Source organism: Luteimonas aestuarii, assembly GCF_004357985.1.
GTDB lineage: Bacteria > Pseudomonadota > Gammaproteobacteria > Xanthomonadales > Xanthomonadaceae > Luteimonas > Luteimonas aestuarii.
In genome coordinates, this window is sequence record NZ_SMTF01000015.1 from 52,319 (window position 1) to 74,070 (window position 21,752).

Here is a 21,752-nt window from a genome sequence, read left to right on the forward strand (position 1 = left end):
CGGGCGATGCTACCGCACCGTGGTGGCAAAGGCAGTGCGCCTCAGCCGGGGTTGTAGGGCAATCCGGCGGCCTCGTGCAGCCGCCGTCGCGTCATCGGCCCGAAGCGCAGCGATTCGGCAAGGGACGACAAGGCCTCGGCATCGGCGACGCCACGCCGGAGGGATGCGGCGTGCGTGGCCAGGGGCGCATCGAGTGCGATGGTGGTCAGGCGTCGGCAGAGCAGCGCCAGCTCGCGATGTTCGCGCAGCCGGTTCGCCGCCTGCGCGGCGCCGCGGAAGCGCAGGAAGGGCACTTCGTCCAGGCGCGCCAGCAGTGCATCGAGCGTACCGAAGTGCGCCAGCAGCACGGCGGCGGTCTTGGCGCCGATGCCGGGTACCCCGGGGATGTTGTCGATCGCGTCACCGCACAGCGCGAGGTAGTCGGCGATCTGCGCGGCCTCCACGCCATGCCGCGCCTTGACCCCGGCCGTGGTCCAGCGCTGGCCGCGGGCGTAGTCCCACTGCTCGTCGTGTTCCATCAGCAACTGCGAGAGATCCTTGTCGGCGGAGACGATCACGCCGCGCAGTCCCTCGGGACGCGCGCGATGCAGCGCACTGCCGATCAGGTCGTCCGCCTCGTATTCGCCGTGCGCCATGACGTTGAGCCCCAGCGCAGCGCACAGTGCCTTGCAGAGTACGAACTGGCGCTTGAGTTCTTCCGGGGCCGGCGGGCGGTTGGCTTTGTATTGCGGGTACAGCGCATTGCGAAAACAGGAATCGAGTGCCTCGTCGAAGGCGATGGCGATGTGTCGCGGCCGTTCGCGCTCCAGCAGTTCCAGCACGAACCGCGCGAACCCGTGCACGGCGTTGGTCGGCCAGCCTTCGGCGTCGTGGAACTCATCCGGCATGGAATGCCAGGCGCGGAAGACGTAGAGGCTGGCATCGACCAGGTACAACGGCTGCGGCATCGGGACGGCACTCACGTCGGTATCCAGTCGCCGAGCAGGGTGGCGGGGTCGGGCCGGTCGCGCTCCGGCACCTCCGTCTTCGGCGTACCGATGTGGATGAAGCCGGCGATGCGTTCGTCCTCGTCCAACCCCAGCAGCTGCAGGATGGCGTTGTCATAGGCGGGCCATCCGGTCAGCCACGTCGCGCCGAACCCCATTGCCTGCGCAGCCTGCAACAGCGCGAAGCAGACACAGCCGGCGGTCAGCAGGCGCTCCTGCCCGGGGATCTTGTCGTCGGAAGGATCGAGCACGGCGACCACGACGACCACGAGCGGCGCGTGGCTGAAGCGCATGCGGTCCTTCTCGATGGCGCCGTCGCCAGCGCCGGGGTCGCGCTGCATTCCCCGTTTGGCGACGGCCTCTCCCAGTGCGTGGCGCGCATCGCCATGGATGCGCAGGAACCGGAACGGCACGCGCTTGCCGTGGTCGGGGACGCGGACGGCGGACTCCAGCATGCGTGCCAACGCGGCGGGATCCGGCCCGGGCTCGCCCAATTGCTTCGCGGGCACGCTGCGGCGGGCGTCGAGCGCTGCAAGTGGTTGCGGGGATTGAGGATTTGCGGATGCAGTCACAGACATGGAGGTTCCGGTTGCTGGATTCTGGCGTGGGCCACTTCGCCCCGCGCATTCTCCCCCGAAATGACGCACGACCGTGATCCATCGCTGATGCTGCAAGGCAGGGCCACCGCTCCGCGATCGCCGGTGCGTGTTTTGGAAACGCTGCGCCGTGATGCCGTGACCGAGCTGGGCGGCGTGTTGTCGGGTTTCTGGAGTTCGATCGAGGAACAGGTGCGCCTGGCCGCACTCGCCTCGCATGACTTTGCCTCCGCGCAGGAAGACCGCGTCGCGGTGATGGCGCTGAGCCATCGCGCGCTGGAGCTTGCCACGAAGTTCCGCAGCGCAGTCGAAGCCGAGTTCGATCGCTGGGAGCAGGCCTCTGGCGACGACGATGATGCCAAGTCCAAGTCGCTGAGCCTGATGTCCGAGGGCGAACTGGAAGTCCATCTTGCCGGCCAGCAGATCACCGAATTGCTGGATCACCAGTTCCTGCATCCGCTGGCCCAGCTCGACGAGCGGCTGTCCGCACTGTCCGAGTCACTGGGCATCCGTCGTGGGCGATCGAACCCGATGCGCCCCGAGGTGGCCGTGAGCGCCTTCGTTGCGTTGTTCGGCGCGGACGACCTGACTCCGTCATTGCGTTCGATGGTGTTCCACCAGTTCGACAAGCGCCTGCCCAAGGTGCTTGGCGAACTGTACGACAAGGCGAACAAGGCACTTGATGCTGCGTCGTTCGGCACACAGCCTTCGGTCCGTGCCCAGGGATCCAGGGCCGCGCGGCCCGCGCAGCCTTCGAGCCTGCCGCCGGCACAGCAGGCGAATGGTGGCGAATGGGTGCCCGAGGGTGGCGTGGTACAGCACGTCCGGAGCGGAGATGCGGCAGGCGTACCGCTGACGCAGGGATATGCGCCAGCCGGCGGGCATGGGGTGCAGGAATCACACGCCACGGCGCAGATCCGGGCGCAGGTGGTGGCCGAGGCGCTGTCCAGCGGCCAGCCGATGCGGTATCGCGACCTGATGCGCGAGCAACTGCACGCCTGGCGCGCACGGGCCGGCGGCTCGCTGTTGGGCGGGCAAGCGGCCGATTCCGGCGAGGTGTCTCCGCCGCACGCAGCGCCCTTCGCATCACATCCCCGGATGTCAAACGCCCAGGTGCTGGGGACGTCGGAACTGCTCAGCGTGGCCAGCCTGCTCCAGGGCGAAGACCCGGAGCCCTACGCCCGCGCCCTGGCCGGCCAGGGTGAGCGGCCACTTGCCGACGTGCTTCGGCACCGGATCCTCAGCAGCCTGCGCGAGATCGGGTTCGATCCCGCGAAGACCCATTTCAGTACCGACGAAGAAGATGCGATCGACCTGATCGGCATCCTGTTCCAGTCGCTGTACGAAGCCAACGACCTGGTGGAGCAGGCGCGCGACATGTACGGTCGCCTGGTCGTGCCCTACCTCAAGGTGGCGTTGACCGACGATTCGCTGTTCAACCGCCGCACCCATCCGGCGCGGCAGCTGCTGGACGTGCTGACCGAGGCCTGTGATGGCAACAGCGGCGAGACCCCGCAGGACAAGGAAACGCTGGAGCGTGCCGAGCACGCCGTGGACCGTGTGGTCGATGAATACCAGGACGACCAGGCCATCTTCGAACTGGCGGCCGCCGAACTGCGCGACCAGCTGGAGCAGCAGAAGCGGCGCTCTGAGCTGTCCGAAAAGCGTGCAGCGGAAGCGATCCACGGCCGCGAGCGCCTGGCGCAGGCGCGTCGCGACGCCGATGGGCTGGTGGCCTCGCGCCTCGCCGACCGGCCCATGACCGCGGCCGTCGCGCACTTCCTCGATCGGCACTGGCGCCACCACCTCACCCAGACCTGGCTGCGCGACGGTCCGGATTCCGCGCGCCACCTCGCGGCGATCGGCACCGGTGATGCGATGGTGCAGGTGGATGCGGACGCGGCGGATGTCCGCGGCGTTGCCGTCGCCCAGCAACTGCTGGCGCTTCAGGTGCCGCTGGGCGAGTGTTATTCCAACTGCGGCATGGACGCCACGGCGGCGCGCGACGCCATGGCGCGCATCATCTCGGCGCTGGCGCTGCCGGATACGCCGCGCAAAATACACCAGCCCAATCCGCCGGATGCGGAGGAGGTTTCCCAGGATGCTTCCGACGACGCGTCGAGCCGCCTGCAACTGGCCGGGGGGACCGCGACGCTTGCGTTCGATCCCGCCATTGCCGCGCGCATGCGCCGGCTGCGCGTGGGCCAGGGGCTGCGCCTGATCGACGAGGACGGCCACGAAACCGCGTGCCGCATCGCCTGGGTCAGTCCGTTGACGTCGCGTTTCCTGATCGTGAACCGTCGCGGCGTGCGCAAGCTGGTGGTCTCGCCGGAAGAGTTGGCCTCGCTGGTGGCGACAGGGCGCGTCGTGCTGCGCGCGGTCGACGCCCCCTTCGACGAGGCGATGCGCCAATTGTGGCAGCGGCTCAATGCCGCCCCCGATGGCGAGGGTGCGCGAAAGGTTTCCTGACCGGGCTCCGTGCCCCGGTGCCGTGAACGAACTGAACGTGATGCCTTCGCGCGGCCGATCCGTCCACTATGCTATCGATGCATTTCAGGACGGATGGCGGGTCAGGCGTGCAAGATCCAGGTCAAGCCGGAGGGCGGGTCCCACCGGCCGATATCCTCGACAACCTGCGTAACGGGCTGGTCGCGCGGCTGATGCCGCTGATGCGCGACTCGCTCGACGCTGCCCTGCGGGAGCTGGACGGCCGTGCCGCGGCCAGCCCGCCGTCCCCCGCGCTGGTCGAGGACCGTACCGATATCGGCATGCTGTTGCGCGAGGTCCTGGCCTACGAAAAGCGCTGGCAGGAACAGATCGACACCATGCTGCGTGGCTGGCCGGCGCTGTCGCGGGCACGCACGGGCAAATTCGAACTGATGGCCGAGAGCGAGCTGCATGTGCAACTGGTGGGCGCGCCGGTCATCGACGCGCTGGAGCGGCGGTTCGGGGACATGGTGGACCTGCTGGACAGACGCCTCTACACCGTCGCCGCGCGCATGGGCTCGCGCGAGCGACCGCGCAATCCGTTCGGCCCGAGCGCGCTGGCCGAGACCTTCCTGCGTGCCTTCACCGTACTCGATTCCAGCGCACGCGTGCATGCGCTGGTGCTCAAGCATTTCGCAAGGCTGGCGTCGGAGCGGCTGGGCGCCATCTACCACTGGTGCAACGGCACGCTCGCCGAAGCCGGATACGAGATGTCGTCCGGCAATGAAGGCGTGCTGGTGCTTGGACTCGCGCCGGAACTGGCGCAGGCGCGCGTGGCCACCGGCCGGGACGACAGGGGGCAGCTCGACCGATTGCGCCGTGCGCTGGTGGGCATGGCGCGTGCGCAGCCAGCAGGCACGCGCGAAATGCTGGATGGGGAACTGCTGGCGGCACTGGACCTGCTGGGCGCCGACCGCGCAGCGACCGGTCAGGACGAATCCGCCCTGGGCGAGCAACTGCGGCTGCGCATCGATCGCGTGGCGGCGAGCATCGGGCTGGCCCCTGGTGAGGTCGTGCGTTCGCCGCTGCAGGAAGCCGCCATCGAGATCACCAGCCGGCTGTTCGAGCATTTGCGCGACCATGCGGTGCTGTCGGACGTCGCGGCGCGAACGCTTTCGCGCCTGGCAGTGCCCTGCACCCGGTGCGCGATGGAGGTGCCGGGGCTGTTCGACGACGCCGGACGCCCCCCCCTGCTGCTGCTGTCCACGCTGGTCGAGTTGTGGGATGGCAACGCGGGCAGGAATCCTGCCGAGGCCGTGCTTCATCGGATCGCCGACCAGGCGGCCGCGGACGTGCTGGCCGATCTGCACGGCGGCCTGGCGCTTGCGCCACGCCTGCTGGAGCACATCGAGTCGGAGGTCGGGCCGATCCGGCGCCGGGCGGACATGGCGGCGCGCAGGCTGTGGCAGTCGATGCAGGGCAAGGAGCGACTGGACGCGGCGCGTGCGGCCGCGGACCGGCAACTGGAGGCTCTGTTCGAGCGTGGCCCATTGCCGCCCGTGCTTGCTGCATTCCTGTCGGAGCATTGGCGTCAATGGCTGGCGCAGACATGGCTGCGCGACGGCGCGGGTTCCGACAGGTATATCGATGCCACCGCACTGGGCGAACGCTTGCTCGCGATCGATGGCGAGCGCGATGGCCGTCGCGTGGCGCAGTCGCTGCTGGAGGTGGAGCCGACGCTGCGCGAATGTGTCGCCAGCAGCGGCCTCCAGGGCGAGGCGTCGGTCGCGGCGCTGTCCGCGCTGGTGGCCGAGTTCGCGGACCCTGACCGCCGGCGACAGCCGGCCGAGGTCGAGCCGCTGGCGAAAGCAGGCGCCATGCCGGCCGTGGAAATGCCTTCCGGTGCGGAGGAATTGCAGGCGGGCGATCGCGTGCTCCATCGCCTCATGGATGGTGGACACCAGGCGCTGCACGTCGCCTGGCGCAGCCCGCTGACCGGTCGATGCCTGTTGGTCGATGCGCAAGGCGCGCGCGTGGCTGACATCGATGCGGTCACGCTGGAAGCCTCGGTGGCCCGCGGTGACTTGATCGTCCGGCAGGGAGACCCGGTGCGCAACGCGCTGTCGGCCATCGCTTCGGCCATTGCCGCGCATGTCCCGGCGGAACGATCGCCTGCCTGACGCCGGTCTGATCGCGCCGCCCCCCTGCATTCGCTAGGATGGCGCAGCATCCATCGGCGGAGCAGGGCATGGCGGTGACGATCGGAGTGGCGCGCGAGTCCGCGCAAGGCGAGGCGCGCGTGGCATTGACGCCGGAAACCACCAGGAAGTACGTGGCCGCGGGCGCCCGGGTGCGCGTGCAGCGCGGCGCAGGCGCTGGCGCGCACGTCCCCGACCAGGCCTATGCGGACGCCGGGGCAGAGCTGGTCGATGGCGATGCGCTGGCCGACGCCGACATCGTCCTGTGCGTACAGCCGCCGGCCGCCCATGCCATTGCAGGCATGAAGCCAGGCGCGGTGCTGGTCGGGGCGCTACAACCGCAAGCGGACGAATCGCGTGCCGAAGCGATCCGCAGCCACGGCATCGTCGCCTTTCCACTGGAACGCTTGCCGCGCACCACGCGCGCGCAGGCGATGGACATCCTCAGCTCGCAGGCCGGCATGGCCGGCTACAAGGCGACCTTGATCGCCGCGCAGCTGGCGCCGCGCTTCTTCCCGATGCTCACCACGGCGGCCGGCACCATCCGCCCGTCGAAGGTGCTGGTGGTCGGTGCCGGCGTGGCCGGGCTGCAAGCGATTGCCACGGCGCGCCGGCTGGGCGCACAGGTGGAAGGGTTCGACGTGCGTCCGGAGACGCGCGAGCAGATCGAGTCGCTGGGCGGCAAGTTCCTCGACCTTGGCGTAAGCGCCGCGGGCGAGGGCGGCTACGCGCGCCAGCTCACCGACGAGGAGCGCGCCGAGCAGCAGCGCCGGTTGGCCGAACACCTCAAGGGCGTGGACGTGGTGGTCTGTACCGCGGCCGTGCCGGGGCGACCGGCGCCGAAGATCATCAGCGCCGCCATGGTGTCCGGCATGAAGCCGGGCAGCGTGATCGTCGACCTTGCCGCCGAGACAGGTGGCAACTGCGAACTGACCCGGCGCGGCGAGACCATCGAATCCGGCGGCGTGCGCATAGCCGGACCGCTGGATCTCGCCAGCATGGGTGCGCTGCACGCCAGCGAAATGTTCGCCCGCAATGTCTACAACTTCGTATCGCTGCTGCTCGAGGGTGGCGGGCTAGTGTTCGACTGGGACGACGAGCTGCTGGCGAAGACGGTGTGGCCGGAACGGGGAGAAGACCCGGCTGTGGTTCCATGAGCGGGGCCCGGTTCACCTGACGAAGGGTGGACAAGTCCGGTTCTCTCCCTCCGCCCGGTGATCTTCGGGGCAAAGGCCGCCGCTCACCACGATATCGTCGAAACCACCACCCCTGCTTGCGATCAGGATGATCGGTCCGGAATGTGCCGACACGCAATGGCGGCGCGCTACGGATTGGTCGCCGGATTCGCTTCCACCCAGGCGCGACGCTGTTCCGGCGTCATTGCCTTCCAGCGGTCCACCATCGCCTTGCGTTCGGCCTCGGGCAGGTTGCGCATGTGCTGGTAGAGGGCGCGCGCGTGTTCGCGGCGCTCGGGCGGCATGTCGCTCCAGCGCTTGTGGCCCTGGCGTGCGCGCGTGCGCTCCTCGGGCGTCATCGCCTCCCAGCGGGCGGCGTGGTCCAGCATGTGCTGGCGGCGCTCGGGCGTGCTGTTGTTCCAGCGCTCGCGCACGGGCGCGGTGAGCTGTTCGCGCTGCTGCGGGGTGAGCTGGTCCCACGCCGGCAGCGATGGCGTGGCCGATTGCGCGGCGGCGATGCCGGGCGCGAGCAGGGCGAGGGACAGCAGGGTGGGCAGGATCATCTTGTGCATGACGGGTTACTCCATCGCCAGCAGGTTGGCATCGCTGGAGGCGAGCCAGAGGAAGAAATCGGGGTTTTCATCGAGCGCGGCGTATGCGTCGTCGATCTCGACGGCAGGCGTGCCCGCGGTGGCGAGGGGTGCCATCGTGGCAGGTGCGTCGGAGGTGGTCTGCAGGCCAAAGCCCAAGCCAATGGCAACCACCAGCAGCGACGCAAAGGCCGCCGCGGCCGGCAGGCCGAACCAGCGACGCGGCCTTGCGTCGCCCTGCAGGGCGGCGTGGCGACGACGGTGCAGCTGCGCCATGGTGCCGGCGGAGACGCCAGACACGGCCCGCGCATGCAGGGCACGCATGGCGTCGTCGAAACGCTGGTCTTCATGCGGGGTGGTCATCGGAAATCCTCCAGTCGTTTCTGCAATGCGTCGCGGGCGCGGAACAGGTGGGTCTTCACCGAGCCTTCGCCGCAGCCCATGACGCGGGCGGTGGTCTCGACGTCCAGCTCTTCCAGCACCCGCAGGGTGAAGGCCTCGCGTTGGCGCGCGGGCAGGTCGCGCAGCGCTTCGGCCAGCGTCGCGTAGGCTTCGCGGCCGTCATGGGCGCGGGACGGATCGGGCGTGTCCTCGTCGGCCCAGTCGATCTCGCCCCCGTCCGGCTCGCGCGCATCGGCGATCCAGCCCAGGCGGAAAGTGCGCCGCCGTTGCTGGTCGATGATGCGGCTGCGCAGTACGGTCCAGAACAGCGGGGTCCATTCCTGTGGCGGCCGGTCGCGGTAACCGAGCATCTTCGCCATTGCGTCCTGCACCGCGTCCAGCGCGTCCTCGCGGTGGCGCAGGCCCAGTTCGGCGAAGCGGAAGGCGCGCGCCGAGACGGTGCCCAGGAACTGCTCGAGCGTTTCAGGCACGGCGGCGGCGTTGGCGGGGCTGGCATCCACGGCCGCAAGCGTACCCGCCACGGCCGTGTGCCGGGCGTGGGCGGCCCGGGCCCGGGTGCTGCTGTCGAAACCGCTTCCGTCCATTGCCACCTCGCCCTCCTGACGCGGGGTTCGCAGAGGTCAACGCCCGGCGACCGGCGGGGTTGACGCGGCTGGCGGTGGATTCACGGGCGGTTATGATGCAGGCGACGCCTACGCGGGGAGCGGCCGGATGATCGACGGGTTCGTGGCGCTGTACATCTTCATGCTGGCGGCCATCGCCGGACACGTGATCATCTCGCGGGTGCCGGTGATCCTGCACACGCCGCTGATGTCGGGCAGCAACTTCATCCACGGGATCGTGCTGATCGGCGCGATGGTGGTGCTGGGGCACGCCGAGACGCCGCTGGAGAAGGCGATCGGCTTCATCGCGGTGCTGATGGGTGCGGGCAACGCCGCCGGCGGCTACGTCGTGACCGAGCGGATGCTGGAGATGTTCAAGTCGTCGAAGAAGCCGGGGGGCGGCAAGTGAGTGCGCTGCGGGCGGGCGCCGTGGACGGCATCCGGCAGCGGTGGACGGCGCGCGACGTGTTCCAGGCGATCAGCTACCTGCAGTACCCGATGCTGCTGGTCGCCGTGGGCTATGCCGGCAAGTCCGTCATGGCCATCGTGTCCGCCCGTGGCGAAGGTCTGTCGCCAGCTTACGGCGACTGGAACTACATCCTCCTGTATGCCGGCATCGGCATTGGCCTGTCGTCGTTGCAGGATCCACGCAAGGCCCAGAACGAGGTGTCGCGCAAGGTCTGGCAAGACCCGCGCAAGGGGCGCTGGATGCTGGCACTGCTCGCGGCGTATGCGTTCGGTGCGATGGCGACGGGACTGGCCGGCGCCTACCTGGCGGAGGACACGGCCATCAGCCAGTTGTCGCTGGGCTTGCTGGCACTCGGGCTGGGCATGCTGGGCCTGTTGAAGACGGTCATCGAAATGCGAGAGCACCATCGGCTGGACCGTCAGCCCGTGGTCGACACCGGCGTGACGCATGGAGGGCAGGCATGAGCGCCGCAGACGTCATCGACCTGCTGGTCAAGTCCAGTTACCTGGTCGCCGCCACGCTGTTCCTGCTGGGCCTGCAGCGCATGGCCTCGCCGGCCACCGCGCGCAGCGGCATCCGCTGGGCCGGGCTGGGCATGGTCATCGCCACCATCGCCACGTTCTTCCTGCCGGACCTGCACAACATTCCGCTGATCCTCGCGGCCACCGCCATCGGCACGGCGGTGGCGTGGATCTCCGGCAAGAAGGTGGCGATCACCGACATGCCGCAGATGGTGGCGCTGTACAACGGCCTGGGCGGCGGTTCGGCGGCGGCGATCGGCGGCGTGGAGCTGCTGCGCTGGTCGGCGGCGGGGCAGGCGCCGGGCGCGGTGGTGCCGGTGCTGGCGACGCTGGGCGCGCTGATCGGCTCGGTGGCGCTGTCGGGGTCGATCATCGCCTGGGCCAAGCTCGACGGGCGCATGGACAAGCGCTACGCGTTCCCGGGCATGCAGGTATTCAATTTCCTCGTGTTCGCCGCGGCCATCGTGCTGGGTGGGCTGGTGGTGTGGTCGCTGGGCGTGCACTGGATCGTCGCGTTCTTCCTGGTCGCGCTGGCGCTGGGCGTGTTGATGACGCTGCCCATCGGTGGCGCGGACATGCCGGTGGTGATCTCGCTGTACAACGCGCTGACCGGACTTGCGGTGGCATTCGAAGGCTACGTGCTGGGCAACGAGGCGCTGATCATCGCCGGCATGATGGTGGGCGCGGCCGGCATCCTGCTCACCCGCCTGATGGCGAAGGCGATGAACCGCTCCATCGGCAGCGTGCTGTTCTCGAATTTCGGCGGCGGGGGTGCGGAAGCGGCGGAGATCACCGGATCGCAGAAGCCGATCGAAGCGGCCGACGTGGCGGCGATGATGGCGTACGCCGAGCGCGTGGTGATCGTGCCGGGCTACGGCATGGCGGTGGCGCAGGCGCAGCACAAGATCTGGGAACTGACCCAGCGGCTGATCGAACGTGGGGTGAAGGTGAAGTTCGCCATCCACCCGGTGGCAGGGCGCATGCCGGGCCACATGAACGTGCTGCTGGCCGAAGCCGGCGTGCCCTACGACCTGATCGTCGACATGGACGACATCAACCCGGAGTTTCCCAACACCGACGTGTCGCTGGTGATCGGCGCCAACGACGTGGTCAACCCCGTGGCCAAGACCGACCCGGCCAGTCCGATCTTCGGCATGCCGATCCTCGACGTGGTCGATTCGAAGAACACCATCGTCATCAAGCGCGGCAAGGGCACGGGTTTCGCCGGCATCGAGAATGCGCTGTTCTATGCCGACAACACGCGCATGCTCTACGGCGATGGCGCGGAGATGGCGAGTGCATTGGTGAGCGAGCTGAAGGCGCTCGACGGCGGGCACTGACCGGCCTCGCGGCTTCGTCCCGGCTGGTCCCTCCATCCCGGCGCCAACTGGTGCCAGCGGGTTTTTGGATTCGTCCTCCAGGTCCGGGGTTACTGGGGGCGCCTGCCGGGGCCACGCCGAGTCGCGGCCCGATATCCGCTTGGTCGGCGCGGCCCCGGCAGGCGCCCCCACTTGTCCCGGCGGGCCGGACGGAAAGCCAAGGCAAGGACAGCACCGTTTCGCTCTTCTATCGAACGGGCGATGGTCTGTCCGGCGCAGGTCCGATGCCGCCGCAACCAAGCGGAGATCGGGCCGCGACTTGCGATGGCATCGGACCTGCGCAGCCACGGGTCGATATCTTTCCCTCGATCGGGAGAAAAACCTTTCCTGGGAGCTATCTCGACGCCCAGGCCGCCAGCAGCAGCCCTGCCACGAACCATCCCAGGTCGGCCGGCGTGGTGCCCAGTCGCACCAGCAGCCAGCCGAATTCCGGTCCCATCTTCAGCATCGACTCCCACGGCAGCAGGCCCATCGGCCCGCCAATGCGCGCGGCGGCGATCCCCCAGCAGGCCAGCGCGATCATCAGCCCGGTGGCCAGCACGCCCAGCAGGGCGCGCGTCCATCCGCGCGGGAAGCCGCCCAGGCGCAGCAGCAGGGCGGCATCCAGCGCCGCCAGCAGCGCCATCGCGGCCAGGCCATGGTCGCGCCAGGCCGACAGCAGGATCCATGCTGCGGCGAAGCCAACGCTGCCGAGCAGCAGCAGGGCGGCTGCGCCCAGGCGTGAACGCAGGGTGGGGGGGCTTGGCATCGCGACGACAAATGACCGGGAAGGTGCGCAGGATACCCGCAGCGCGCCGTTTACAATGCGCAGGTCTTGCACGGCGCGTCGTCGCCTCCATCTCCTCCCGCATGTATTCACGCAGCAGCGAACCGGTGCGCTTCGAGCGCGATTGTGACGTGGTCATGGTGCCCCAGGGCGAATCCGTGACCCTGCCCGCGGGCAGCGTCGGCTACATCACCCAAGGCCTGGGCGGAAGCTGGACGGTGTTCGTGGAGGGCAACCTGTTCCGCATCGCCGGCAAGGACGGCGACGCCATCGGCAAGGAACCGCCGCAACCACTCGAGCTGGCCGAGGACGCCGACGACGATGCCGTGGAGCGGCTGGTCTGGCAGCAACTGCGAACCTGTTTCGACCCGGAAATCCCGATCAACATCGTCGACCTCGGGCTGGTATACGAAGCAGCGGTGCAGCCGCGCGAGGCCGGCCGGCGGACGGTGGACGTGAAGATGACCCTGACGGCACCGGGCTGCGGCATGGGCGAAATCCTGGTCGAGGATGTGCGCAGCAAGCTGGAGTTGATCCCTACCGTCGACGAGGCCGACGTGGAGCTGGTGTTCGACCCGCCGTGGAACAGGATGATGATGTCCGAATCGGCGCGGCTCGAAACCGGCATGCTGTAACGCAGCGTAAACCGCTTACTGTTCGGTTCTGCTACGCGGCTCACATTTTCATGTGGACCATCGTCGAGTTTGACCCCTGTTCGCTGGGCTGACTGTCGCTTAGCGTCACATGGCGGACATTTTTGTCAGTCCGCGTTCTGCCGGACGACAACGTGGACAGGCCTGTTCCCCCGCCTCCTCCTGCCCTGCGGACCGCGTCCGGTCCTTGCCGCGCACTGCGGCGTTTTCCATCGCTTGGGGGTTATCTCGATGTCAGGAACCATGGATCGTCGCATGCGCAGGCATGTGCTGGCCGCCGCCACCGCGGCCGTGTTGTGCATGCCGGCTTCGCTGCTTGCCAATGACAGGCTCAACCTCAGTGGCCTGCAGGCCACCGAGCTGCACGACCGTTTCATCGTGAAGTACCGCGAGGGCAGCCAGGAGCGCGCCGACCAGGCCCGCGTGCGCGGCACGCTCGCGAACGCGGCCAGGGCCGTGCCGGCCTCGGCGTCGCGCAGGGCCGTGGCCATCGAGCACGTGCGCCGCATGACCGCCGGTGCCGACGTGGTGCGCACCGACCGCAAGCTGGATCGCGCCGAGGCCGAATCGCTGATGCGGCAGATCGCGGCCAACCCCGACGTCGAGTACGTCGAGGTCGACAAGCTCAATCGCCTGTTCCTGACCCCCAACGACACCAACTTCAGCCAGCAGTACGGCTTCGGCACGGGTGCCGGCGGCATCCGTGCCACCGAAGCCTGGGACAGCGCCACGGGTGCTGGCGTGGTGGTGGCGGTGCTGGACACCGGCATCACCAACCACAGCGACCTCAACGCCAACATCCTGCCCGGCTACGACTTCATCGTGGACACGTTCGTGTCCAACGACGGCAACGGGCGCGATGCCGACCCCAGCGATCCGGGCGATTGGGTCACCGCCAACCAGTGCGGTGGCGTGCATGCGGCGCAGTCGTCCAGTTGGCACGGCACGCACGTCGCCGGCACCGTCGCCGCAGTCACGAACAACGCCAAGGGCGTGGCGGGCACGGCATTCAATGCGAAGGTGGTGCCGGTGCGCGTGCTGGGGCGCTGCGGTGGCTACGATTCGGATATCGCCGACGCCATCATCTGGTCGTCCGGCGGCAGCGTCAGCGGCGTGCCCGCAAACGCCAATCCGGCGGAAGTGATCAACCTGAGCCTGGGTGGGCAGGGTGCCTGCGGCACCACCACGCAGAACGCGATCAACAGTGCGGTCGGGCGCGGGACCACGGTGGTGGTGGCGGCGGGCAACAGCAATGCCAACGTGTCCAACTTCTCCCCGGCCAACTGCAACAACGTGATTGCCGTGGCGTCGAACACCAGCACAGGCGCACGTTCGAGCTTTTCCAACTACGGCGCGTTGATCGATGTTTCCGCACCGGGGTCGTCGATCCTGTCGACGCTCAACAGTGGTTCGACCACGCCGGGTTCGGAAACCTACGCGTCCTACAACGGCACTTCGATGGCCGCGCCACACGTGGCCGGCGTGGTGGCGTTGATCCAGTCGGTGGCCAATCCTTCGCTCACGCCCGCACAGGTCGAGGCGTTGATCAAGAGTACGGCGCGCGCCTTCCCGTCCACGCCATCGCAACCCATCGGTGCGGGCATCGTCAACGCCAAGGCTGCGGTGGATGCGGCGGCCGGGACGCCCCCGCCGGGCGGTGGCGGCAACGTGCTGCAGAATGGCGTGCCGATCACCGGCATTTCGGGCGCGGCGGGCAGCCAGCAGTCCTGGACCATCGACGTGCCCGCGGGTGCCAGCAACCTGGTGATCGCCACCTCGGGCGGCACCGGCGATGCGGACCTGTACGTGCGATTCGGTTCCGCGCCCACCACCAGCACGTACAACTGCCGTCCCTACCTCAACGGCAACAACGAATCCTGCTCGTTCGCCACGCCGCAGGCGGGGACTTACCACGTCATGGTGCGCGGTTACTCGAGCTTCTCCGGTGTAACGCTGAGTGGCAACTATGCAACCGGTTCAGGTACCTCGCAGACCTACACCAATGGCACCGATTATCCGATCAACGACAACAGCACGGTCGAAAGCCCGATCACGGTATCTGGCCGCAGCGGCAATGCGCCCAGCAACACACCGGTGGCCGTGGATATCCGCCACACCTATCGCGGCGACCTGAAGGTGGATCTGCTCGCGCCGGATGGTACTGTCTACGTGCTGCACAACCGGACCGGCGGCAGTGCCGACAACGTGATCGGCACCTACACGGTCAACCTGTCAAGCAAGCCAAGGAATGGGACCTGGAGGCTGCGTGTCAACGACAACGCGAATGGCGACACAGGCTATATCAACAGCTGGAGCATCACCTTCTGATCATGCGGGGGTGTTGCACGCCAGCTGAACCACGCGACGGCACCCCGCTTCCCGGGGTGCCGTTCTTGTTTCCGGCGAAAGCCATGGGTGAGAGAGGAGAGTCGACGAATGAAAAGGACGATGGGATTGATCATTGCGGCCGCAATGGCGTGGGGGACGGCGGTCGCCGCACCAGGCGACGCGCGTCCGGCCGCGTTCGAGCACCGCCTGCCGGCCGAGCACACGGTCGAGATCAGGAGCATGCCAAGGGTGGACGTGGCACGGCTGCATGCCGAGGATGCGCGCGCCGCGGCAAGGCCCGGTGCAGCCCCCGTGCGTTTCGCGACGCCGCACGCGGTCGACATCACGCCCGCCAACGCCGGCAGTTGGGACGAACTGCCCAATGGCGACCTGGTGTGGCGGTTGCGCCTGGAATCCCGCGGCGCGCTGTCGCTCAATTTCGGATTCTCGGAGTACGTGATGCCGGAAGGCGGGCGCCTGCTGGTCTATCCCGCAGGGTTGAACCGCAATGCCGATCCGGAATTGATCCGCACCTTCACCAGCGCCGACAACAAGGCGCACCGGCAGCTGTGGACACCGGTCGTGAGCGGCGACGTGGCCGTGATCGAAGCCGTGGTGCCGAAGGCCAGCGCGGGCGAGCTCAAGCTGCGCCTGACCAGCGTCAACCATGATTACGTTGGCTTCGACCGGCTGACGCGCACGTCCCTGCTGCAGCCGCAGGGCGTTTCCGGCAGCTGCAACATCGACGTGGTCTGTCCTGCGGGCGACGGCTGGCGCGACCAGATCCGTTCCGTGGGCGCCTATTCACGCCAAGGCACGCTCTGGTGCAGTGGTTCGCTGGTCAACAACACCGCCAACGACCAGCGCATGCTGTTCCTTACCGCGCATCATTGCGGCATGAGCACGGCGGCCAACGCGGCCAGCATCGTGGTGTACTGGAACTACCAGAATTCGACCTGCCGTGCGCCAGGCAGCCCGGCCAGCGGCCAGGACGGCGATGGCAGCCTCGCGCAGAACCAGACCGGCTCGGTCGCACTGGCGACGTCGTCGACATCGGATTTCACGTTGCTCGAGCTCGATGCGCCCGCCAATCCCGACTTCAACCTGTACTGGTCGGGCTGGGACCGCCGCAACACCGCACCCGCTGGCGCGACCGGCATTCACCATCCGCGCGTCGCCGAGAAACGCATCACGCATTCGTCCAACCCGCTGCGGATCAGCGGATACGGCACGCCAACCGGCAGCACCCACCTGCATGTGTTCTGGGACCAGCCGGGCACGACCGAGGGCGGATCGTCCGGCTCACCGCTCTACAACCCGGATGGTCGCGTGATCGGCCAGCTGCATGGCGGCCTGGCCTCGTGCAGCACCAGCGGCGACGACCACAGCGACTACTACGGCCGCGTGTTCACGTCGTGGACCGGTGGCGGTTCGGACAGCACGCGCCTGAGCAACTGGCTCGACCCGGTGGGCACCGGTGCCGAATTCATCGATGGCCTCGATTCCACCCCGGTCGATCCCACGCTGCCGGTTGCCGGCTTCACCTGGGTGGCGGACGAACTGACCGTGACGTTCACCGATACCTCCACCGATGACGGCACGCTCACCCATGCCTGGGACTTCGGCGACGGCAACACGTCGACCGCAGCCAACCCGGTGCATGCCTATGCGGAGGATGGCACCTACAGCGTCACCCTGACCGTCACCGATGACGACGACAACACCGCCAGCCACACCGAATCGGTGACGGTGGCAACGGTGCCGGATGCCATCGACCTGGTGGACGGCGTGACGCTCGAAGGCCAGTCCGGCGCTGCCGGCGCCGGCACGCTCTATCGCATCGTGCTGGACGAGAACGCGACCGGGCCGCTGGTGTTCCGCACCTATGCCGGTACCGGCAACGTCACCCTGTACGTGAGCCACGACGCGGTACCTGCGCCTTCCTCGTACGACTACCGCTCGATGCGCCCGGGCAACAACGAAACCGTCAGCATCGCCAGTCCGCAGCCAGGCATCTACTACGTGCTGGTCCAGGGCGAGACGGCTTACAACGGCGTCAAGGTCGTGGCCACGCACGGCGAGGTGGTGACCTACACCAACAGCACGGCGTTCCCGATCCCGGACAATAATGCGACCGGCATCGAAAGCCCGATCACGGTGTCAGGCCGCAGCGGCAATGCCCTGGCGGAGACACAGGTGTCGGTGAACATCACCCACACCTGGATCGGCGACCTGATCGTCACCCTCGTTGCACCGGATGGCACCACGACCGTGCTGCACAACCGTACCGGCGGCAGTGCCGACGATATCGTGGCGACCTACACGGTGAACCTGGCGACCAAGCCGAAGAACGGCACCTGGCGCCTGCGGGTGTCCGACAACGCGGCGCAGGATACCGGCACGCTGAACAGCTGGAGCATCCGCTTCTGACGCAGGATTGAGTGACAGGCACCGGGCGTCATCATCGCGACCCTGGCCTCGGCCGGGGTCGCGTTCTGTTCACGTCCCATGTCGTGCAATCCGCTTACGTTGAACATCCAGATGCGAGGTGTCCCGATGCGACTGACTGCCTTTGCGACGCTGGCGCTGCTGCTGGCAATGCCGCAGCTCAGCGCATGCGCCGCCCCACAGGGAGCCAATGCCATGTCCCCGGATACCGCTGCGACCGTCCCTGCCGCGGGTCAGTCCCGCTTCATCGTGAAGTTCCGAGAAGGCTCCGCCCCATTGCAGGACACCCTGGCTGCGCGGTCCAAGCTGGCGTCCGTAGCGCCGGCGGGCGTGCAGCTGGAATGGCAGCGCCGGCTTGGCGTGCAGGCCGACCTGTTCTTCACCAGCCGGCCGCTGGATGCCGCCGAGGCCGAGGCGCTGATGCAGCGTTTCCGCGACGATCCCGACGTGGAATACATCGAACCCGATGGCCGGATGGGCATCGATCCGATCCGTGGCCCGGAACTGCCGACCGGCGACTAGCCAGCCGCCTCGAACCGGTTCGCGTCCACGTTCTTGCGGACCTTGGCCGGGTCCCAGATGCGGCCGTTCATGGCGATGTAGGCCCCCGGCGGCAGCGATTGCACCGCACCGACCGCGCAGCCGATGTTGAACTCCGCGTCGGAGCCGCGGAAGCGTGCCGGGCTGAGCGCGCCGGTCAGCACGATGGTCTTGCCGTCCAGCGTGGACAGCACCTTCGCGGTTTCGACCATCGAATCGGTGCCGTGCGTGATCAGCACGTGCCGTGCCGGCTGCGCGGCGACCGTGGCGCGGATCAACTCGCGGTCTTCCGCAGTGATGTGCAGCGAGTCCTTGCGGATGATCGGGATCACCGTATAGCGGAACGCCACGCCAAGCTCGTCGAGCATGCGCCCGATCTGTGGATCGCCGATCTGGTAGTCCGACTTGTCGTCGAAGTAGATCTTGTCGATGGTGCCACCGGTGGTGACGATCAGCAGCTGATCCATTGCGATGCCGGCATGCGCGGGAAGTGTGCCGCGGATTCTAACCCTTGCCGTCGCTGCGCCGGCCGCCCATGCGCGACTGCAGTGCCGGCCAGCTGACCGAGAACACCACCGCCAGCGACAGCACGATCAAACCCCAGGCCTGCAGGCGCGTCGCCGCCTCGGACCAGGCCTCCATCACGCCGTGGCAGAACCACAGCAGGGCAAGCACGCCGGACCAGAAGCGCGAGAGCCGTCCGCCCAGCAGAACGCCGGGGGCGAGCAGCAGCGGTGGCAACACCAGTACCAGCCACGCGGCGAAGCGCTGTGCGTCGTCGCGGAACCACCATGCATACAGGGCGGCGATGGCGAGCAGCGCACCGCCCGGCACGACGCGAGACGCCGGAAAGCGATTCATGACAGCCGCGCCGCCAGCAGGGCGATGCGCTTGCCCAGCGCGCGAGCGAGCAGGGCCTCGTCATCGCTGGGGCTGGGGTCGTCGCGTGGACCGGCCACGTGGCTCGCGCCGTACGGCGTGCCGCCGGTGCGGGTGGACGACAGCACCGGCTCGGTGTAGGGAATCCCCGCCAGCACGCAGCCGTGGTGCAGCAGCGGCACCATCATCGACAGCAGGGTGCTCTCTTGGCCGCCGTGCATGGTGGCCGTGGACGTGAACACGGCCGCGGGCTTGCCCACCAGCGTCCCGCTGGCCCATTCGGCGCCCAGGCCATCGATGAAGTGCTTCAGTGGCGCGGCCATGTTGCCGAACCGGGTCGGGCTGCCGAGCAGCAGGCCGGCGCATTCGGCCAGGTCCCGTCGGGACACGTAAGGCGCGCCTTCTTCCGGCACCGGCGGTGCCGCGGTTTCGGTCACCGGGGCGACCGGTGGCACCGTGCGCAGGCGCGCCGCCATGCCGTCGACTTCGCCCACGCCCCGCGCGATCTGCCGCGCCAGCGCGGCGACCGAGCCGTTGCGGCTGTAGTACAGCACCAGGATGTCCGCCACCTGCACCTCGTCGTGATCGTCGCTCAGGCGCAAGGGTAAGGGCTGGCATGACGGTTTGACAGCGTGCGTTTGCTACGCTTCGCGCATGGAGCCGCTGGATACGTTCTACCACTGGAGCGAACGGATGCGAGACCGGGCGCGGATGCGCTCATTCGCACGCTTCCTCGCCCGACGGTTCCTCGATGACGATCTGTTCCAGGCCGCCGCCGCCCTGGCCTACACCACCATCTTCGCGCTGGTGCCGCTGGCCATCGTGGTCTTCGGCGTGCTGTCGGCCTTCCCGGTGTTCGAGGAGTGGAGCGAGCAGCTGACCGAGTACGTGTTCGCCAACTTCGTGCCCAATGCCGCGGGCCCGCTGAAGCAGAGCATCGGCAGCTTCGTCGACAACGCCGGCAAGCTGACCGTCGCCGGCGTGATCGCGCTGGTGGTGTCGCTGCTGATCACGCTCAACAGCATCGAATCGACCTTCAACCGCATCTGGCGGGTGTCGGCGGCGCGTCCGCAGATCGGCCGTTTCCTGGTGTACTGGACGGTGCTGACGCTGGGGGCGCTGATGGCGGCCGCATCGTTCGCACTGTCGGCGTGGATCTTCGCGCTTCCGCTGTTCAGCACCAGCGAAGGCGTGTGGGTGTCCAACCTTGCCCTGCGAACCACGCCGATCCTGGTGGAGCTGGGTGCGATCACCGTGATCTACCGGGTGGTGCCGCATCGCAACGTCGACTGGCGCCATGCGTTCGCCGGGGGGTTGCTGGCGACCTTCCTGCTGGAGTTGGCGAAGTGGGGCATCGGCATCTTCCTGGCCAGCTTCGACGGTTACCAGCGGCTTTACGGGGCGCTTGCGGCGCTGCCGATCCTGCTGATCTGGATCTACCTGTGCTGGATCGCGGTGCTGCTGGGGGCCTCGCTGGCGTCGGCGGTGTCCGCGTTCCGCTACCAGCCCGCGGCGATGCGCCTGCCGTTGGGCTATGAGCTGTATGGCCTGCTGCGCCTGCTGGGCCGCTTCTCCCGCGCGCGCGAGCGTGGCCTCGGCCTCACCACCTCGCAGATGATGGACGCCGAGCCGCTGCTCACCGATACCCTGCTGCACGAAATGCTGACGCAGCTGTCGATGATCAACCTGGTCAAGCGTGCCGAGAACGGCGAGTGGCTGCTGGCACGCGACCTGGATGGCCTGACCCTGGCCGAACTCTACGAAGCCTGCCGGTTGCGCATCCCGATCGCGGAAGCGCATCTTCCCTGTCGCGACGATGCCCTTGGCGCTGCCGCGATGAGCGCGCTGGACGACCTGCGCGTCCCGCTGCGCGACCTGCTCAAGCGCAACGTCGCCGACCTGTTCCCCGAAGGATCCCCGAGATGATTCGACATGCCGTCCTGCCATCCCTGCTGGTGGCCGCCGCCCTCCTGCTGGCTGCCTGCAAGCCGCCCGCCGATACGCCCGCCGCGCAGGCCGATGCCGCACCCGAGGCGCCGCTCGATGGTGTCGTGGACAGTGGGGACGGCGCCCCGGACCCGGGCGTGGAAGGCCGGCCCGAGGTGCCGACGCTGCGCATCGCGACCATCGATGGCGACGAGTACGACCTGGCGGATCGGCGCGGCAAGTGGGTGGTGGTCAATTTCTGGGCCACGTGGTGCTCCCCGTGCCTGAAGGAGATGCCGGAACTTTCCGCGCTCGATGCGATGCGCGAGCATGTCGAGGTGATCGGCCTGGCCTACGAGGAGATCGAACCCGAGGCCATGCGCGCGTTCCTGGAAAAGCACCCTGTCGTCTATCCGATCGCGATCCTCGACGTGTACGACCCGCCGGCGGATTTCGCCACGCCGCGCGGACTGCCGATGACCTACCTCATTGCGCCCGACGGGAAGGTGGCGCGCCAGTTCCTCGGACCGGTCACCGCGAAGGAGATCGAAACTGCGATCGCCAACAACGGCGGGCCGTCGGTCGAAGCCTGATGGCCGCAGCGTACTTCCTCGTCGAAGGCAGGGTGCAGGGCGTGTTCTTCCGTGCATCGACCCGTGCGCAGGCCGTGTCGCTTGGTTTGCGTGGCTGGGCGAAGAACCTGGCGGATGGTCGTGTCGAGGTGGTGGCCGCGGGCGATCCGCACGCGCTGGATGCACTGGCACAGTGGCTGGAAGACGGGCCCCCGTCCGCGCGCGTGGATGCAGTGGTGCGTGAGGATGCACCCGGGCTGGACGTGCCGGGCGGTTTCGAGATCCGCTGACGCGG

General features: G+C 68.2%; 21 protein-coding genes and 2 pseudogenes. 14 read left to right on the plus strand and 9 right to left on the minus strand.

From position 1 onward, the window contains the following. Positions 1–41: 41 nt before the first annotated feature. Positions 42–947 (minus strand): 5'-3' exonuclease, encoded by a 906-nt coding sequence (locus E2F46_RS14470; protein ID WP_133323334.1) that lies wholly within the window; start codon positions 945–947, stop codon positions 42–44. An 11-nt stretch (positions 948–958) separates the two neighbouring features. Further along, positions 959–1,564: a nitroreductase family protein gene (locus E2F46_RS14475; RefSeq protein ID WP_133323296.1), complete on the minus strand. Its 606-nt coding sequence runs from the start codon at positions 1,562–1,564 to the stop codon at positions 959–961. 123 nt (positions 1,565–1,687) lie between these two features. Here E2F46_RS14475 and E2F46_RS14480 point away from each other — a divergent pair, with 123 nt between their 5' ends. The 3 genes from E2F46_RS14480 (at position 1,688) to E2F46_RS14490 (ending at position 7,364) form a co-directional block, all read left to right on the plus strand. Continuing rightward, on the plus strand, positions 1,688–4,051 hold the full coding sequence (locus E2F46_RS14480) for a DUF1631 family protein (RefSeq protein WP_165967485.1): 2,364 nt from the start codon (positions 1,688–1,690) through the stop codon (positions 4,049–4,051). Between the two features lie 107 nt (positions 4,052–4,158). Continuing rightward, positions 4,159–6,189 carry a DUF1631 family protein gene (locus E2F46_RS14485; RefSeq protein WP_165967486.1) on the plus strand — a complete coding sequence of 677 codons (2,031 nt, stop codon included), beginning with the start codon at positions 4,159–4,161 and terminating at the stop codon, positions 6,187–6,189. Positions 6,190–6,257: 68 nt separating this feature from the next. Continuing rightward, positions 6,258–7,364 (plus strand): NAD(P) transhydrogenase subunit alpha, encoded by a 1,107-nt coding sequence (locus tag E2F46_RS14490; RefSeq protein WP_133323299.1) that lies wholly within the window; start codon positions 6,258–6,260, stop codon positions 7,362–7,364. Positions 7,365–7,531: 167 nt separating this feature from the next. On the opposite strand, the gene E2F46_RS14495 is transcribed toward E2F46_RS14490, so the two are convergent. The 3 genes from E2F46_RS14495 to E2F46_RS14505 are packed head-to-tail and all read right to left on the minus strand — an operon-like array spanning position 7,532 to position 8,958. Beyond that, positions 7,532–7,954: a DUF3106 domain-containing protein gene (locus E2F46_RS14495; RefSeq protein WP_133323300.1), complete on the minus strand. Its 423-nt coding sequence runs from the start codon at positions 7,952–7,954 to the stop codon at positions 7,532–7,534. A 6-nt stretch (positions 7,955–7,960) separates the two neighbouring features. Next, complete coding sequence (locus E2F46_RS14500; RefSeq protein ID WP_133323301.1) at positions 7,961–8,335, minus strand: hypothetical protein; 375 nt, start codon at positions 8,333–8,335, stop codon at positions 7,961–7,963. After that, complete coding sequence (locus E2F46_RS14505) at positions 8,332–8,958, minus strand: RNA polymerase sigma factor (RefSeq protein ID WP_133323335.1); 627 nt, start codon at positions 8,956–8,958, stop codon at positions 8,332–8,334. Before E2F46_RS14505 ends, E2F46_RS14500 begins: the two co-directional genes overlap by 4 nt. 127 nt (positions 8,959–9,085) lie before the next feature. On the opposite strand from E2F46_RS14505, the gene E2F46_RS14510 reads away from it, so the two are divergent. The 3 genes from E2F46_RS14510 to E2F46_RS14520 are packed head-to-tail and all read left to right on the plus strand — an operon-like array spanning position 9,086 to position 11,306. Beyond that, on the plus strand, positions 9,086–9,385 hold the full coding sequence (locus E2F46_RS14510) for an NAD(P) transhydrogenase subunit alpha part 2 (RefSeq protein ID WP_133323302.1): 300 nt from the start codon (positions 9,086–9,088) through the stop codon (positions 9,383–9,385). Further along, complete coding sequence (locus E2F46_RS14515; RefSeq protein ID WP_133323303.1) at positions 9,382–9,909, plus strand: hypothetical protein; 528 nt, start codon at positions 9,382–9,384, stop codon at positions 9,907–9,909. Before E2F46_RS14510 ends, E2F46_RS14515 begins: the two co-directional genes overlap by 4 nt. Then, entirely contained in the window at positions 9,906–11,306 is a 1,401-nt protein-coding gene (locus E2F46_RS14520; protein ID WP_133323304.1) for an NAD(P)(+) transhydrogenase (Re/Si-specific) subunit beta, read from the plus strand. The genes E2F46_RS14515 and E2F46_RS14520 overlap by 4 nt, the downstream gene beginning before the upstream one ends. A 373-nt stretch (positions 11,307–11,679) precedes the next feature. Here the strand turns inward: E2F46_RS14520 and E2F46_RS14525 are convergent, their stop codons facing one another. Then, entirely contained in the window at positions 11,680–12,093 is a 414-nt protein-coding gene (locus tag E2F46_RS14525; RefSeq protein ID WP_133323305.1) for a hypothetical protein, read from the minus strand. Positions 12,094–12,194: 101 nt separating this feature from the next. Here E2F46_RS14525 and sufT point away from each other — a divergent pair, with 101 nt between their 5' ends. From sufT to E2F46_RS14545, 5 genes and pseudogenes are all read left to right on the plus strand, one after another. Beyond that, on the plus strand, positions 12,195–12,746 hold the full coding sequence (gene sufT, locus E2F46_RS14530) for a putative Fe-S cluster assembly protein SufT (RefSeq protein ID WP_133323306.1): 552 nt from the start codon (positions 12,195–12,197) through the stop codon (positions 12,744–12,746). 249 nt (positions 12,747–12,995) lie between these two features. Beyond that, positions 12,996–14,732 (plus strand): annotated as a pseudogene (locus E2F46_RS14535) (S8 family peptidase); the annotation flags it as partial. A gap of 135 nt (positions 14,733–14,867) precedes the next feature. Beyond that, positions 14,868–15,092, plus strand: a pseudogene (locus E2F46_RS17725) (proprotein convertase P-domain-containing protein); the annotation flags it as partial. Positions 15,093–15,212: 120 nt separating this feature from the next. Continuing rightward, on the plus strand, positions 15,213–17,522 hold the full coding sequence (locus E2F46_RS14540) for a proprotein convertase P-domain-containing protein (protein ID WP_165967487.1): 2,310 nt from the start codon (positions 15,213–15,215) through the stop codon (positions 17,520–17,522). Positions 17,523–17,648: 126 nt separating this feature from the next. Next, positions 17,649–18,062, plus strand: coding sequence for a hypothetical protein (locus E2F46_RS14545; protein ID WP_133323309.1), 414 nt, complete (start codon positions 17,649–17,651; stop codon positions 18,060–18,062). Here the strand turns inward: E2F46_RS14545 and E2F46_RS14550 are convergent. From E2F46_RS14550 to wrbA, 3 genes are read right to left on the minus strand one after another with little or no spacing between them, the layout of a single operon-like run. Next, on the minus strand, positions 18,059–18,547 hold the full coding sequence (locus E2F46_RS14550) for an asparaginase domain-containing protein (RefSeq protein ID WP_133323310.1): 489 nt from the start codon (positions 18,545–18,547) through the stop codon (positions 18,059–18,061). The genes E2F46_RS14545 and E2F46_RS14550 overlap by 4 nt on opposite strands. Positions 18,548–18,584: 37 nt before the next feature. Next, entirely contained in the window at positions 18,585–18,941 is a 357-nt protein-coding gene (locus E2F46_RS14555) for a DUF2069 domain-containing protein (protein ID WP_133323311.1), read from the minus strand. Next, a complete protein-coding gene (wrbA, locus tag E2F46_RS14560) occupies positions 18,938–19,528 on the minus strand; it encodes an NAD(P)H:quinone oxidoreductase (protein WP_133323336.1) in 591 nt (196 codons plus the stop codon). Before wrbA ends, E2F46_RS14555 begins: the two co-directional genes overlap by 4 nt. An 85-nt stretch (positions 19,529–19,613) precedes the next feature. Between wrbA and E2F46_RS14565 the strand changes: the two genes are divergently transcribed. Genes E2F46_RS14565 through E2F46_RS14575 form a run of 3 tightly spaced genes read left to right on the plus strand, consistent with a single transcriptional unit; the run spans position 19,614 to position 21,747 of the window. Continuing rightward, complete coding sequence (locus E2F46_RS14565; RefSeq protein ID WP_133323312.1) at positions 19,614–20,885, plus strand: YihY family inner membrane protein; 1,272 nt, start codon at positions 19,614–19,616, stop codon at positions 20,883–20,885. Beyond that, positions 20,882–21,478: a TlpA family protein disulfide reductase gene (locus tag E2F46_RS14570; protein WP_133323313.1), complete on the plus strand. Its 597-nt coding sequence runs from the start codon at positions 20,882–20,884 to the stop codon at positions 21,476–21,478. The genes E2F46_RS14565 and E2F46_RS14570 overlap by 4 nt, the downstream gene beginning before the upstream one ends. Continuing rightward, positions 21,478–21,747 (plus strand): acylphosphatase, encoded by a 270-nt coding sequence (locus E2F46_RS14575; protein WP_133323314.1) that lies wholly within the window; start codon positions 21,478–21,480, stop codon positions 21,745–21,747. Before E2F46_RS14570 ends, E2F46_RS14575 begins: the two co-directional genes overlap by 1 nt. The last annotated feature ends 5 nt before the right edge of the window (positions 21,748–21,752 follow it).